General features: G+C 71.9%; 9 protein-coding genes and 1 pseudogene. 3 read left to right on the top strand and 7 right to left on the bottom strand.

Features of this window, described 5'->3' with window-relative positions; genetic code table 11:
• The first annotated feature begins 75 nt into the window (after nt 1-75).
• Nucleotides 76-1,437, top strand: a complete 1,362-nt coding sequence (locus WMF11_RS18410; protein WP_437978385.1) for a PQQ-dependent sugar dehydrogenase — start codon at nt 76-78, stop codon at nt 1,435-1,437.
• 21 nt (nt 1,438-1,458) lie between these two features.
• On the opposite strand, the gene WMF11_RS18405 is transcribed toward WMF11_RS18410, so the two are convergent.
• The 3 genes and pseudogenes from WMF11_RS18405 to WMF11_RS18395 form a co-directional block, all read right to left on the bottom strand.
• Complete coding sequence (locus WMF11_RS18405) at nt 1,459-2,838, bottom strand: extracellular catalytic domain type 1 short-chain-length polyhydroxyalkanoate depolymerase (RefSeq protein ID WP_437978384.1); 1,380 nt, start codon at nt 2,836-2,838, stop codon at nt 1,459-1,461.
• Between the two features lie 230 nt (nt 2,839-3,068).
• Nucleotides 3,069-4,142 carry an alpha/beta hydrolase family esterase gene (locus WMF11_RS18400; protein ID WP_437978383.1) on the bottom strand — a complete coding sequence of 358 codons (1,074 nt, stop codon included), beginning with the start codon at nt 4,140-4,142 and terminating at the stop codon, nt 3,069-3,071.
• 546 nt (nt 4,143-4,688) lie between these two features.
• Nucleotides 4,689-5,456, bottom strand: a pseudogene (locus WMF11_RS18395) (glycoside hydrolase family protein); the annotation flags it as partial.
• Between the two features lie 16 nt (nt 5,457-5,472).
• Between WMF11_RS18395 and WMF11_RS18390 the strand changes: the two are divergent.
• Nucleotides 5,473-5,739, top strand: a complete 267-nt coding sequence (locus WMF11_RS18390; protein ID WP_437979437.1) for a hypothetical protein — start codon at nt 5,473-5,475, stop codon at nt 5,737-5,739.
• A 58-nt stretch (nt 5,740-5,797) separates the two neighbouring features.
• On the opposite strand, the gene WMF11_RS18385 is transcribed toward WMF11_RS18390, so the two are convergent.
• Entirely contained in the window at nt 5,798-7,126 is a 1,329-nt protein-coding gene (locus WMF11_RS18385) for a DUF2403 domain-containing lipoprotein (protein WP_437978382.1), read from the bottom strand.
• Nucleotides 7,127-7,674: 548 nt separating this feature from the next.
• On the opposite strand from WMF11_RS18385, the gene WMF11_RS18380 reads away from it, so the two are divergent.
• Nucleotides 7,675-9,027: a hypothetical protein gene (locus WMF11_RS18380; RefSeq protein ID WP_437909676.1), complete on the top strand. Its 1,353-nt coding sequence runs from the start codon at nt 7,675-7,677 to the stop codon at nt 9,025-9,027.
• Between the two features lies 1 nt (nt 9,028).
• Here the strand turns inward: WMF11_RS18380 and WMF11_RS18375 are convergent, their stop codons facing one another.
• The 3 genes from WMF11_RS18375 to WMF11_RS18365 are packed head-to-tail and all read right to left on the bottom strand — an operon-like array spanning nt 9,029 to nt 14,756.
• Entirely contained in the window at nt 9,029-10,312 is a 1,284-nt protein-coding gene (locus WMF11_RS18375) for a PEGA domain-containing protein (protein WP_437978381.1), read from the bottom strand.
• On the bottom strand, nt 10,309-13,056 hold the full coding sequence (locus WMF11_RS18370; protein WP_437978380.1) for an FG-GAP repeat domain-containing protein: 2,748 nt from the start codon (nt 13,054-13,056) through the stop codon (nt 10,309-10,311). Before WMF11_RS18370 ends, WMF11_RS18375 begins: the two co-directional genes overlap by 4 nt.
• Before the next feature lie 2 nt (nt 13,057-13,058).
• Nucleotides 13,059-14,756, bottom strand: coding sequence for a serine/threonine-protein kinase (locus WMF11_RS18365; RefSeq protein WP_437978379.1), 1,698 nt, complete (start codon nt 14,754-14,756; stop codon nt 13,059-13,061).
• Nucleotides 14,757-14,844 lie beyond the last annotated feature (88 nt).

Here is a 14,844-nt window from a genome sequence, read left to right as displayed (position 1 = left end):
CGATCGGCGGGCTCATCGGTCCAGAGAAGCGGTGGAGCGGTGGACAGAGGAGCAGCCGAATGGCAACCCGAGTCCATGGACAACCGAATCTCAGGTCGCCTGTGGCGCCGGCGTGGGGTGGCTCAGGTGCTCTTGGTCGGCGCCGGCGCGGGCGCGCTGGCCTCCTGCTCGCCCAAGCGCGCCGAGGTCACGCCGCAGCCGGCGCCCACCGACAGGATCCTCACCGGCGCCGACGCGCTGGGCGACTGGACGACGGACGCGCCGGGCGTGAAGCGCAAGATCACCGTCGCCGACCTCCCCGCGCCCAACGAGGGCGAGTCGGTGACCAACAGCCCGAACAGGGCAGATCGTCCAGCCGGTGCGTTCCCCAAAGTCCCGTCGGGATTCACCGTCACCGAGCTCGCCACGGGTCTGGAGAAGCCGCGCGTGGTGCAGGTGGCGCCGAACGGCGACGTGTTCGTGGCCGAGAGCGCGGCGGACCGGGTTCAGGTGCTCCGGGACACGGACGGCGACGGCAAGGCCGATGTCCGCAGCGTCTACGCCGAGGACCTGAACCGCCCCTTCGGCATCGCCTTCTATCCGAGCGGGACCGAGGCGCCGACGCACGTCTACATCGCGAACACCGACAGCGTTGTGCGGTTCCCTTACAAGGCGGGTGACACAAGGGCCAGCGGCCCGGCCGAGGCGCTGGTCACCAACATCCCCTCGGGCAGGGAGGCCGTGGGCGGCGGCGGCCACTGGACCCGCGATATCGTCTTCAGCAAGGACAACCAGCGAATGTTCGTGTCCGTGGGCTCCCGCTCCAACGTCGATGACGACGAGGACGAGATCCGGCGCGCCTGCATCCTGGCCTTCACGCCCGACGGCAAGAACGAGGTGCTCCATGCGTCAGGCATCCGCAACCCGGTCGGCCTGGCCATCGAGCCGGCGACGGGCGCGCTCTGGACCAGCGTGAACGAGCGCGACGAGCTGGGCGACAACCTGGTCCCCGACTACGTGACGCGCGTGCAAGAGGGCGGCTTCTACGGCTGGCCCTGGTACTACCTCGGCGGGCATCAGGATCCGCGGCACAAGGGCAAGCACCCCGAGCTCCGGGACAAGGTCATCGTGCCGGACGTGCTGATCCAGTCGCACTCGGCGTCCCTCGACCTCTGCTTCTACACGGGCCAGCAGTTCCCGGCCGACTACCAGGGACACATCTTCGCGGCGGAGCACGGCTCGTGGAACCGGTCGCGGCGCACCGGATACAAGGTGATCCGCGTCCCGGTCAAGGACGGCAAGGCGGCGGGATATTACGAAGACTTCATGACCGGCTTCGTCACGAGCACCGGTGACGTGTGGGGTCGCCCGGTCGGCGTCGCCGTGGCCAGGGACGGCGCGCTGCTGGTGACCGACGACCAGAGCAACACCGTGTGGCGGGTGGCCTACGGCAAGTGAGACCCTGGTCTTCCCGTGCGCTCAGCGCGGGCGGCGCTTCGGGCGACCGAGCAGCAATCCCAGCGCCGCGAGGACGAGACCCGCCTGGGCGCCAGAGTCGCTCGCGTCGCTGCCCACGGCGCAGCTGCAGCCGGAGCTGGAGCCTTCTCCTTCTGTCGAGTCGCCGCTTCCCGAGCTGGCGTCCTGTCCGTTCGCCCCCCCGGACGCGGTGTCCATCGCGCCGCCGCTGCCTGAGCCACTTCCCATGACCCCGCCCGCGCCTCCGGTTGCGGCCCCGCCACCCGCGCCTCCGGCTCCGGGCTCGCCCCCCGCGCCTCCGGTTGCGGCCTCGCCCCCCGCGCCTCCGGCTCCGGGCTCGCCCCCCGCGCCTCCGGCTCCGGCCGCGCCGCCCGCTCCTCCGGTGTCGTTGCCGCCGGGGACAGCGCCGGGACAAGCCGCCGTCTCTGGATCCTGACCACCGGCCCTGTCGAGGCCGAAATAGGCGGCGACGGCGGGTCCATCGAACGGCACGGCGTGCCCGACACCGTCCATCGAAAAGGCCTCATAGACCGTGTAGCCGCAGGAGCTCTTCCAGGACTGGCGCGTGGTTCCGCGCTTCGGCGTGTCGGTCCCACTCGGGGTTTCGCTCAACCCCAGGAGGTTCGTCCACTCCTTGACGTCTTCAGCCATGTTCTTGTAGCTGAGGATCGTGTCGGCGGTGCCATGCCAGTGCTGCAGGCGCGGGCGATGGCCGGTGTAACCGGGGAAATACGAACGAACGAGGTCTCCCCACTGCTGCCCGGTCTTCGTGACGTTGCCGCCCCCGCAGGGCCCGCTCCACTGGGCCGAGCTCCCCGTCCCGGTGACGTCGTTGTAGCCCTCGGCCCAGCAGCCGCACGGAACACCCATGAGCGACACGCCGGCCATGAACACGTCCGGATACACACCGAGCAGCGCCTCGGTCATGATGCCGCCCGACGACCCGCCGACCGAGTACACGCGGCCCGCATCGCCGCTGTACTTCGCGAGCGTGTATTTCACCATCTGGACGATGGCCCCCGTGTCGCCGCCGCCGCCGTGGGCGAGCGATCTCGTCGATCCCGCGTCCCAGCAGTTCTGCCCGGTGGCCTCCGGGAAGATCATGATGAAGCCGCTGGTGTTCGCGATGGACACCAGGCTCGACATCTCGCTGAACGTGCCCTGGCCATTTCCCTGGCAATGATGGGGAGCGACGACGATGGGAGGCTTGGCCGCCAGCTTGTCAGGCACGTAGATGTACATGTTGACGTAGCTGGGCAGGCCGTCCGCCCCCCATTCGCTCTGGTTGACTTTCTGCAGCGATGCCCCGCGCGCAGGCAGCGCAACGAGCAGCGCCAGCGAGAGCGACGCGAGCCCGAGGACGTGACTTTTGAATTGGTCCATCGAACAGAGACTCCCTATCAACGACAACCTGGCACGCGAGCCAGCGCCGCTTTGTTTCGCGCACTCTAGAGCGACAAGCGGGCTGAAACCCCGAGGAACAGCGGGGATTTCACAGGGAGCCGAGGAGGCGGGGAGCGAGAGACCGCGGGTAAGGAGAGCTGCTTCTCTTCTTCCTCCCCGCCTCCTCGCCTCCCTGTGAAAATTCTCCGGGTTTCAACACGATCGGTGTTCTAGAACTGACTCAGGAACGTCCACACTTCCTGAGGCATCCATGACATCTGCTGCCCGCCGTCGTTCGGCGACGGGGTATGACCGCCGTCGTAGTCACACCAGCGGGTGGGGTGCCCCGCGGAGCAGCCCTTGTAGTCCGAGCAGGCGTGGCCACCTCTGGGCGCCTTGGCCAGGGACTCCACCATGCATCCATTTTGCTTGGCGAAGAAATCGCTGTTGGAGGTCTGTCCGGCTCCGCCGCTCTCCTGCTGACCGAGCGAAGACATGAAGGCGACCGGCTGACAGCTCGCCGGCCGGGGGAGACCGCCGCCGGAGTGCACGACCGCGGCGCGGTAAACGTCCGGACGCGCGCAGGCCAGCGTCCACGCCATCGCCCCCCCCTGGCTGAAGCCTTCGAGCTCGATGCGCGAGGTGTCGATGCAGAGATCGCCCGTGACCTGCTTGAGGATGTCGTCGACGAAGGTCACATCGTCGGCTGACCAGATCCCGCCGACAGCGTCGGGCGCGATGAAGATGGTGCTCCCTTCGGAGAGCGACCAGAGCCCGAAATAAGAGGGCGCAACCTGGCCGCTGTTGCCCGTGGCCCCGTGGAAGGAGAGAATGAGCCGGTACGGGTGGTCGCTATCGTAATCGTCGGGGGCGCGCAGGGCGTATTTGCGGCTCTTTCCGCCGCTCTGCACGGTGCCAGCGCCGTTCTGGAGCGTGCGCATCTTGCCGCAGCCTGCGGACTTCACCGCGTCACCTCCACCTCCGTCACCGCCGGCCCCGCCTGTCCCGGCGCCGCCCGCGCCGCCCGCGCCGCCCGCGCCGCCCGTTCCACCCGAGCCCGCTCCACCGGCGCCGACGGTCGCTCCGCCGCTACCGGCGGCTTCGCCGCTGCTCGTGCCGCCGGAAGCGCTGCTCGACCCAGCGGTCACGCCGGTCGACGCCCCGCTGGCGGCTGACACGCTCGGGCTGCCCGCGCCCGCAGCTTGTGCCGCGTCGCCGCCCTCATCGCCGCACGCCAGCATCGCGACGCTCGAGAGCAAACAGAAGACATGGATGCGACTGACGGCTTTCTTTTCGTGGTGCACAATGCCCCTCTGGTTGCGTTGCGCCTGCGCGAAGCGCTCACTTGAGACCGACGACGGCGAACTGCGAGATTGGCAGACAGTGGTTGCCAGATGTTCCGCGCTTGGAGTGCGCCCTGGTGTCATCCCAGCCGAGCCCGACCGCTGCTCCTCCTTTCCCCCGGCATGCGCCTCGTCCGGGGCCATGGCGCGACCGTCGAGGTGAACGCGCACGACGCAGGCCCCGGTGCGCCTGGCGGCCCATCCAGGGGAAGGCAAAAGAATATTCGGAGTGCCGAATGTGAACGCTCACATAGCCGGCGTCAATCACAAACTGGCGCGGCGAGCGCGAGGCCCGCGCCTGGGGAGGACCGGAGCTGGTGGCGCGGGGTGACCGCGCCTTCGAGCCTCACGCTCGCGTCGCTGACGGCAGCCGCACCGACGCGTTGCGGCGCGGGCCTGCCGCGCCGACGCCGCTCGAGGGGCGAGCCGCGGCGGGTCCAGGGCGCTGCGGCGTGGTGGTCACGGCGGGAGAGCGCGCAGGCGACCGGCCTGCCCGCCGCGTCACGCTCACTCCGTCGAGGCTCCGCACGCGTGCTGCGGCGCGCTGACGTAGGCTTGACCGAGCTCGTTGAGCTCGCCGTCGTCGCCGAGCAAGCTCGCGTGCCGGACGTTGTCGGCGCGGCCCGAGAACCACGCGTACTTCGCGATCCGGGGCTCGTTCTCGAGGTACGCCAGCGCGTCGACGAGGAACTCCTTCTGCTCGGCGAGGGAGCCCGCGCTGTCGCACGCGAACTCGGTGAGCCAGAGGGGCTTGTCGAACCGTGACTTGTACGTCTCGACGTGGTTGATGAGCCACTGAGCCTGGTTGTCGCCTTCTCCCTTGCAGCCGGTGTAGATGTGGATACCGATGTAATCGACCCGGCACCCCCTGCACGCGGCGAAGAAGTCGTCCAGGTACTTGAAGGGATCGGTCTCCTGGCAATCGCCGCCGCAGAAGTTCACGGCCGGCGACACGAGCGCGAGGCCGCGCGCGTCGGCCACCGCCTCGACGTGCGGCCAGAGAGCCGCGGCTTCGGCCGCGGAGAGGTCGGCCTGCGCCCCGAAGTTCGGCTCGTTGAACCCCAGCAGGAACCTCGCCCCCTCGGGGATCTCGGAGGCGATGCGGCCGGCGGCGGCGCTGTCGAGGTTGCCCCCGCCCCACACCATCGGTACGTACTCGACGCCGAGCGTCCTGTAATAATCGGGCCGGACACCCTCGTCCGGAACATGAGTCCAGTTGTACCACCAGGACACTGCCGGGGAGAGGACATCCATGTCGGCCTTCGAGTGATAGCCATACGCGAGGCCGCGCTTGCAGCCCGCCGGCGCAGGGCCGCCGCTGCCGCTCGAGCTTGCGGCGCCGCTGCTGCTGCTCGAGCTGCCCGCGCCGGCGCCGCTCGAGCTTGCGGCGCCGCTGCTGCTCGAGCTGCCCGCGCCGGCGCCGCTCGAGCTTGCGGCGCCGCTGCTGCTGCTCGAGCTGCCCGCGCCGGCGCCGCTCGACCCCGACGACGCCTGTGCCTCGTCGTCGCTGCTCGAGCACGCCGGCACCGCGGCGAAGGACGCGATAGCGGCGATGTAGACCCACCGCGCCGGAAGCTGACGGAGATTGTGCATGGTGTTCCTCGGTTTCATGGGGCTCACTCCGGCAGGCGCATCGAGATCATGGCGTCGATCGAGCCGCGCGAGAGCCCGCCCGGCAGATCGGGGAGCATCTCGGCCGCGGCGGAGGGGATCCTCTCGGGGTGGATGACCGCGACCTGGATCGTGCGCTGCGCCTCATCGAGCAGGATCATGAAGTAGCGATCGCCGCTGGGCCGGCGCCATGTCGGGCAGCCGTCCGAGGGCCCGCCGGCCTCGATGACGGGCCCCTTGTCGTAGGCCTTTTGCGCGCACGCATCGACCACCTCGACGTCCTCGGCGAACTCGTCGCGATCACAGCCGGTCCCGCAGACGCTGCCGCCGATGTGCCCCTCCTGGAACGAGCGGACACCGGTGCTCATGAACTCGCGGTTGCTGTACTCGTTGTTGTCCATCACGACCTCGAACACGTTGATCTCGCCGCAGCCGTCGCCGACGGTGCCCGTCTTCGAGTAGCAGTTGCAGAGCCCGTTCCACTTGCGGCCGCCGTCGCGAATGAGCTCGGAAGCGACGAACGCGACCCACGGGCCGGGGTGGCCCTGCCCGTCGCCGTCGCATTTCTCGACGCCCGCGTCGTCGAACGTCATCGACGCCAGGAAGACCACGAGCTTCGAGCCCGCCCAGCCGAGGTGCATGATGCCCGGATCGTCGGGACAGTAATAATCCTTGCCGTCACCGCACGCGAAGGGCTTGTCCTGCGTGAAGTACGTGACGCAGTCCTTCTTCGTGAGGTCGCCCGTGAAGTCGGCGGAGGTGGTCTGCCCTTCCGTGACGAGCAGATTGGAGCCTGCGCCGTTCTTCGCGTCCCACGACGAGACCATCTGCCATGCGGCAGGGTCGCTGCCGGGCTGGTAGACGGCGAGCTGCTTCACGCGGATGGCCTTCATGATGAGGGTCATCTCTTCATCGAACGGGGCGAGCCTGTCGCTCGTCGTCTGATGCTCGGTCATGCAGCAGTGCCCGCCCCAGGTGTCGTCGCCGTCCTTGTAATCGCACGCCGGGTCGCCCGGCTCGCGGTCGATGCGGCGGGGCCACCAGCCGGGCGCGCCGATGTTCGTGAACGTCATCGTCCCGCCGCGCGTGGGCGTGCTCGGCTCGGGGACGTGGGGGCCGAGACCTCCGCCGGCGCCCGTCGTGCTGCCGGACGGGCCTTGGCCGGCGCCGGTGGTGCTGGCGGACGAGGCTGCGCCGGCGCCCGTCGTGCCGGTGGAGAGACCTCCGCTCGCCTGGCCTCCCTGACCGCCCTGCCCTCCGACATCGCCTCCGTCACCGCAGGCGCACGCGAGGAGGACGAGGGCAGCCTGCACGATCAACGAGGAGCGCTTCATGCCCGTGACTGTCTCCGGAGCGCGCGCGTTCCGTGATGGAAAACGGAGGGGTCGGAGCCGATTGGTCATCGAGAGGCCCACATGGGCGCCGCTCGGGCCCGAGCCGATCGAGCGCGGTCTCGCCAATCGGACCGACGGGCGGCGGAGACAGCAAAGTCGACTCCCGAGTTCTCCCGCGAGAGGGGCCATCCGGCGGTGGGGTATTTTGGCCGAAGGTGGGGTCTTTTGAACCGAGAGGACGTGCGATCGTCAGACGCGTCGTCTGCTAGAGTGCGCGCGGGAATATCGGTCTCGCGATCCACCCGGCTCGGGCAGTAGGGGGAAGTGAGGACGGAATTCTTGTGCTGTGAATTTTCTTGCTGAGCAGGAGGCCTATGAACCAGCATGTCCGATGCGCCCTTTCGGCGTTGCTTGCGGCGGTGTCAGTGAGCGTGGCAGTGCCGGTCCGGGCGGATGTGACCATCTCGGACGATGTATTGCCCTCGAGCCCGTCGGACCCGTGGGACCTCGGGGAGAGCCCTCTGCTGGTCGGCGGCACGATACGGGGCATGCCCCGTTCGGGGGGCGTGCGCGTCTTCAACAAGGGGAGGATGCTCAGCCCCGGCGCCCTCATCGGCGGGCCTTACGAGGGCTCCGGTAAGGTCGAGGTGGTCGGGTACGGATCGCAGTGGACCAACAATGGCTCTCTCGCGGTCGGCGCGGGCCACTTCGCCTGGGGCTGGCTCATCGTACGGACCGGCGCCAGCGTCATCACCGACGATCTCCTGGTCAGCGGGCCGTACTTCCACGCCTACGGCGACGTGCTCGTCGAGGGCTACGACGCGACCCTGACGAGCCGAACCAACGCGTACATCGGTGACCTGTGGGGCGGCAGGTTCGAGATCCGAAAAGGAGCCAGCTTCTTCTCGCACAACGTCTATTTCGGTGCCAACGCCCCGGATGGCCCTTTCCGCCCGATCGAGGCGTTCATCACAGGCTCCGCGACGAGGTGGGTGAGCACGGGGGAGTTCGTCGTCGGCGCCGGCAGGGCCGCGCAGCTGACCGTCTACCGGGGCGAGCTCTCCACCGTGAACGCGCAGGTCCTCGGCAACGAGCTCGAGAACAGCGTTGTCAGCGTGAGCGGCTGGGGCGGCACCTGGACGAACGCGGGGCTGCTGTCGGTGGGGGGAGACGATGGAATCGGCGGGATCGCCCTTGGAGCGCTGGGGACCCTGGCCACGGAGGAGGCCGAGATCCGCTCGCGAGGCGGCGCGGCGTACGTCTACGTGACCGACGTCTATGCGTCGTGGATCAACAGCGGTGACGTCACGATCCTCGCGTCCACCGACTCGTCGGTCTATCCGGCGCTGCAAATCGACGGGGGAGGATCCGTCCGCATCGGCGGCCTCCTCCGGCTCGCGCCGCTGCCAGGCGCTCCCGGCGGCCCGATGTGGGCGGTGCGGCTCGCGGACGGCGAGCTCATTGCGGGAGAGATCGAGGTCCAGGCCGGCTACGTCATCGATTTCTACCGGGGGCGCCTCGAGACCAGCAGCTTCACGGGCGATCTCGCGAACCCCTCGCTCGGCACGCTGGTCGTGGGCGAGGTGTACCCCTCGACGAGCGTCGCCGGGAGCTACAGTCAGGGCTCGTTCGCGAGGCTGAGCGTGACCGTCGCCGGGCCGAGCGCCGCGCCGCTCCTGTTCGTGGACGGGGACGTGACCCTCGACGGGGCCCTGGAGATCCACGTGGAGGACGAGGCCATGCCCTTCCAGGCCGGCGACACAGTCGCCGTGCTCGGCTGGAGCGGCGCCCTCCTGGGGACGTTCTCCGAGGTGAGCATCGATGTGCCGCTCGCCCCCGGGCTCGCCTGGGACACCTCGGCGCTGTACACGACCGGCGAGATCGTCGTCGTGCCTGGTTGATCTAAAAGCGCCCTCGAACACCTGCTGACAGGACGCCCACCGTGAACTCCGCATCCATGCCGGGATCCCGCGGCGGCGGCGCAGCGGGAGCGGCGGCGCCAAGGCCCTTCGGCTCGTCGAACGCGAAGAGCCCGAACCCCACGGCGGCGGCCAGGAGCGACACCCCGCCGGCGACGGCCGCCGCCGCGCCGAGACTTCCGCGCGCGTCGACCGCCGCGTTGTAGCGATCCCGCTCCGACGGCGCGAGCGAGCCCGCGTCCTTCCTGTCCCGCAGCTCGACCGCATCGCTCTGGCTCGCGAGGGCGAGGCCCCCGAGCACGCCGGTCGCGACGGCGCCCGCGGCGCCGACGCCGAGCACCGTCCACGCGGCGACGCGGCGGGACGTCATGCGGAGATCGGCGTCGAGCCCCACGGCCTGCTCGCGCGTCACGCGGAGCCCTCGCCGGAAGAGCTCGTATCCAGGCAGCGAGACCTCGACCACATGAACCCCCGGCTCGATCGCGATCGCGCCCGCCGTCGGCACCGTCCCCCTCACCTGCCCGTCCACCGCGATGCGCGCGCCGCCCGTGCCGGTCACCCGCAGCTGCGCCGGCTTCACGCGCAGCACGACGTGCCGCGGCATCAGCTCACCGGCGACCGCGACGACCGTGAGCTCTTCGTCGTCGTGCCCCGCCGCCTGCACCCGCACGCGGTGCGGGCCAGGCGCGACCGGCGCCACGAGCGGCGCCGCGACGAACGGCTGGCCATCGACCGACACCCGGGCCCCCTCGGCCGGCGACGACAGCAAGAGCCGCGTCCCGCCCGCAGCCGGCCTCGCGGCCGCCGCGGCGCCGCCGCCCGCCGCCGTCGCGCCCTCGCCGCCCGGCGCCTCCGCGCCGTCGCCGGGGAGCCGCGCCTCCAGCGGCACGAGCGACCCGAGGGCCGTCACCGCCTCCTCGCGGCGCGCCGCCTTCGGATCCTGGCGGAGGTACTCGCGGTAGAGGGCGATCGCGCGGCGCAGCGCGTCCGGCGACGGCTCCGTGAGGTGCTGCCGCCGGAACGCCTGCGCCGCCGAGAACAGGAGCGACGGGCTCGGCACGCGCTCGTGCGCCTCCAGGAACGCCTCCGCGGCGACCTGGTACTGGCCCGCCTCGTAGGCCTGCGCGCCGGCGTTGAAGTAGCTCTCCGCCTGCGCCACCTGCTCGGGCGTCGGACGCGCGTCCGCCTGGGCCGCGGCGGGCGCCGCGGCGAGGCTCAGCGAGGCCCAGGCGAGCAACGGGCCGAAGCAACGCGCCGCCGCCCTCATTGCAGCACCGGCTTGCCGCGGAACACCTTCAGGAACGCGGAGCTCATCCCCACCGCGAGATCGTCGACGCCATCCCCGTCGACGTCGCCCGCGACCAGCGCGACGAAATCGCTGCCGGCCTCCGGCGGAGGCCCGGGGAACGCGGTGTCGATGCGGCGCAGCGCCCGCGCGCCGGCGTCGAGATCGTAGAGCTCGAGCCGCCCGGGCCCGGCCACGGCGACCTCGAGCGCGACGTCGGCGTCGGCGTTGAGCAGCGCCACGGCGAGGCCCGCGCAGGCCCGGTCGCCCTCGCAAGGCTCCGGCGCGACGAGCGCCGTCTCGTCGAAGCCCCCGCCGGCGCGGCCCCAGAGCGCGACGATCTCGCCGCTCGCCGCGCGGGCGAGGAGATCCTGCCGCCCGTCGCCGTCCAGATCCGCGACGAGCGGGCGCGGCGCGTACTTCGGCGGGTTCACGTCCTCCACGATGGCCTTGAACACGTGCGCCGTCTCCTGCCGGGCCGTCTCGACCAGCTTCTCGCCGTCGGCCGCGTACAGCGCGAGCTCGCCGTCGTTGAGCCACACGAGCTCGTCCCGGCGGTCGCCGTCGGTGTCGATCGGCGCGAGCACGCACGCCTCGCACGGCGGCGCCCCCTCGCCGGGCCGGCCGGACGCCTCGGCGCGCAGGTTGTCGCCCTCCGGTGAGACCGAGATCAGCCAGATCTGCGTGCCTTCGGGCACGGGACCGGGCGCGCCCTCGACGGCGAGCTCCGTGATCGCGGCGAGGCGCTGCTGGGGTTCGCCGTCGGCCCCGACCGCGAACATGCCGCCCGCGACGCCGAGGAGCCGCACGGGCAGGATGGAGCTCGGCGCGCCAGGACCAGGCGGCATGCCACCCGGCGCTCCGGGAGGCGCGGCGAAGTAGAACGGCGCGCGGATGAGGCGATCACGGCCCCCCTCGATGAGCGCCAGCCCGGAGCCGGAGCCCACGGGCGCGTCGGGCGGCCGCGGGAGACCGCGCAGGGCGAAGAGCTGCGCGCCCGTGGCCTCCTGGAGCACGCGGCCCGCGACGAGGCCGCTGGCGAGATCGAGGCGGCCGTGCCCGGCCGGCGCGGAGGGCGCGGCGAAGGCGTTGCCGTAGGCGATGTCGAGCCGGGTCGAGGGCTGCGGCGACGACGGCCGCGCCTGCTGGTCGAAGTAAGCGATGTCATTCACCCGATCGCCGTCGAAGTCGCCGACGGCGAGGTAGTGGGGCGGGCACTGCGTCGCGACGCGCTGCGTGTAGAACGCGCCGTCCGAGGCGCCGGTGTACACCGTGATGTCGGGCCGCTGCGTCTCGGTGGCGACGATATCGAGGTGGCCGTCGGCGTTCACGTCGGCGGCGATCGCCTCGCACCCTCCGCCGATCGAGCCGCAGACCGGAGACTGGAACGGCGCGCTGGGGCGGCAGTCGAGCGGCACGAGCTCTGGCCCGGGACGGTCTTCGTCGAACTCGCCGGCGACGAAGATCCGGTCCGGATCGGCGAGCGCGGCCTCGAGCCCCGCGTCGTCGAGCGAGAGCGCGCCCGTGCGCTGGTCGGGCGAGCCGCCGGGCGGAAGGCCCGGCGTCGCGTGGAAGCGCCCGTCGCCGAGGCCGTACGCGACGTGGAGCTCGCCGCGGTCGGCGCGGACGGCGTTCACGACGATGTCGAGGAAGCCGTCGCGGTTCTGATCGTGCACGGCGAGCGACGCGTTGACGTCGCGGATCCTCGCGCCGAGGCCGAGCTGCACCTCGGGCAGCGCCGCGAGCGCGCTCGAGCCCGCGGGGCCGCAGACGGCGTAGATGCGGATCCGATCGTCGCCCCGCTTCGCCACGATCGCCTCGTCGCAGGCCTCCGGGTCCGCCGCGGCGTCGCCGTCCAGATCGGCGGCGACCGCGGCCGCGATGTCGCCCGGGGCCACGACGTCGCCGTCGAGCGTCTGCGGCGTCGCGGCCGGGTCCGACATCACCGCGATACGGCCGGGGCCGCCGCTCGCCGGCGGCTCGCCGCCCGTACCGCCGCCGCTCGATCCCCCCATCGCGGCGGCTGCTCCGAGGAAGATCAGCGCGGCGTCGCGGCCGCGCAGCCGCGCCGACAGGAGGCGCGCGGCCTCGCTGTCGAGGCGCGTCGTCGCGTAGAGCGTGGGCGCCATGGCCCCGCTCTCCGAGGCGGAGAACACGAAGAGGCCGTTCGCGGCGCCCCCCGGCGCGGAGACCACGTCCCCGCGGCCGGCGACGATGAGCTCGAGCTGGCCGTCGCTCGTGAGGTCGCGCAGGATCGGAGCGGGCGACGTCTCCTCGCTCGACGGCGCCCGGGCGATCGGGAGCGCCTGCTCCGCCTGCGCGCACAGCCCAGGCGCCTGGCTGGGGAGCGCCGTGATCGTCGTGCTCTCGAGCGTCGTGTGCACGAGCTCGTCACAGCCGTCGGCGTTGATGTCGCCGGCCGAGAGCTCCATCGCCGTGACCATGGTGCGCGCCGAGAGCTCCTCGAACACGCCCGTGGGGCGCCGGCAGACGCCGTCCGCGCCGCACCCGTAGCCGCCGGGGCACACGAACCCTTCGGCGCCCCCGCAGAGGTAGCGGCACTGGTGCGCGCTCCCGGGCGCGCCGCAGCCTTCCTGCCCGTCGCAGGCCTCGTCCGGCGCCTCGACGACGCGGTTGCCGCAGACGTCCTCCTCGAGCAGCGAGAGGTTCGCGCAGCCCGCCGCCGCGATCGCCAGGACGATCGACGCTCCGTGAGATGCCTTCATGGTCAGGGTGCTCCGCGGAGGCTGTCGAACGCCGGCTTCTCCAGATCGGTGTGGTGCTTGCGCGGTCGGGTCCCCCGGACGCCCGAGGGCGCCGCGGTGGACGCCGCGCTGGCCGCCCCGGCGACCGGGGCGGTCGGCGCCGGTCCCCCCACGGCGGCTCCCGGAGCCGCCTGGGCACCGGGGGGCGCGGCGCTCGCGACGGGCGGCGCGCCCGAAGGATCCACGGCGCCGGAGGGCGCGCCGGCGGCGCCCGCGCCGACCAGCGGCGCGCCGAGGGGGCCCTGGGTGCCGGACGTCCCGCCGGTGGCGTCTGCAGCGCCAAGCGGCGCGCCCGTGGCTGCTGTCGGGGCGGCATCGCGGGTCGAGGCAGCGTCGCCGCCAGGGCGGAGCCACGCGATCGCCCCGGCCACCGCGCCGCCGAGGAGCAGCACCGCGAGCACCCCGGCGCGGCGGGCGCTGGTCCTCGACGCCCGAACAGGCTCGGCGAGCGGGGCGAACGCCACCGTCCGGCCGATCTCGGCGGGCGCCACCGAGCCCGGCGGCATGGGCTGCGTGCGCCCCGCCGCGACGGCCCCGCTCTCGCCAGGGCTGCGTAGCGTGCCGGAGGAGCCGCCGTTCCCGGAGGCGCCGCTCCGGGACGCGCCGCCCCCGTCCGCGCCGCCGCCCTCCTCCGGATCGAGCGCGTCCACCACGTCGGTCGCCGCCTCGGAGCTGACGTCCTGCGAGCCGACGGACACCACGCGCGCGCTGCTCCTGGGCCGCGCGGCGCCCGTGCTGTCGAGCCCCTCGAGGCCGAGCTTGCGCACCTGCTCGACGAACGCCTGGACCGCCGCCCCGGCGGACGGCGGGCGATCCTCGGCGCGCTTCGCCAGCATCGCCGTCACCGGGGCGTCGAGCTCGGGCGGGAGGTCCGCGCAGACCTCCGACGCGCGCGGCGGCGGGTGGAGGAGGTGCATCATCATCACGTCCATCATCGACTCGCCCTGGAAGACGAGCGTCCCCGTGAGCACCTCGTGGGCGATCACGCCGAGGGCGTAGATGTCCGAGCGATGGTCGACGCCCTTGCCGCGGACCTGCTCGGGCGACATATACGCGGGCGTCCCGACGGCGACCCCCGTGGCCGTCTTGTGGGCGAGCGCCTCGTCGGCGAGCTTCGCCACGCCGAAATCGAGCAGCTTGGGGAAGTAGCGGCCGCCCTTCTCGATCGCCACGAAGATGTTCTCGGGCTTCAGATCGCGGTGCGTGATCCCCGCCGCGTGCGCGGCGTCGAGCGCGTCGGCGATGCCCTCGAGGATGGGGACGGCGCGGCCCGGCGAGAGGCGCCCCTCGCGCCGGATCAGCGCGCCGAGCGTGAGCCCGTCGAGCAGCTCCATGACGAAGTAGTGCCGCCCGTCGACGACGCCGAAGGAGAAGATGTCGATGATGTTGCGGTGCCGGATGCGGTTCACCGCGCGCGCCTCGCCGACGAAGCGCGAGACGACGGTCGGATCGGACGCGAACCGCCGGTTCAGCACCTTGATCGCGACCCGCTTGCCGATGAGGGGTTGCTCGCCCGCGTAGACGTCGCCGAACGTCCCCGCCCCGAGCAGCCGCTCGACGCGGTACTCGCCGAGCATCGTGCCCGGCGCCAGCTGCGCGTCCTCCTCGAGGAAGGCCTCGTCCGGCAGCAGCGCGTCCCCGTGCTCCGGACAGGTCGCCACATCCTGCGGATAGACCGAGCGACACGCGGGGCAGGTGGCCATCGACCGTCACGCCAGTCTAGGAGCCATCGGCAATCATGAACAGCGC

Source organism: Sorangium sp. So ce295, from assembly GCF_051527405.1.
GTDB classification, from domain to species: domain Bacteria; phylum Myxococcota_A; class Polyangia; order Polyangiales; family Polyangiaceae; genus Sorangium; species Sorangium cellulosum_B.
This window is presented reverse-complemented; position numbering and strand designations above follow the sequence as displayed.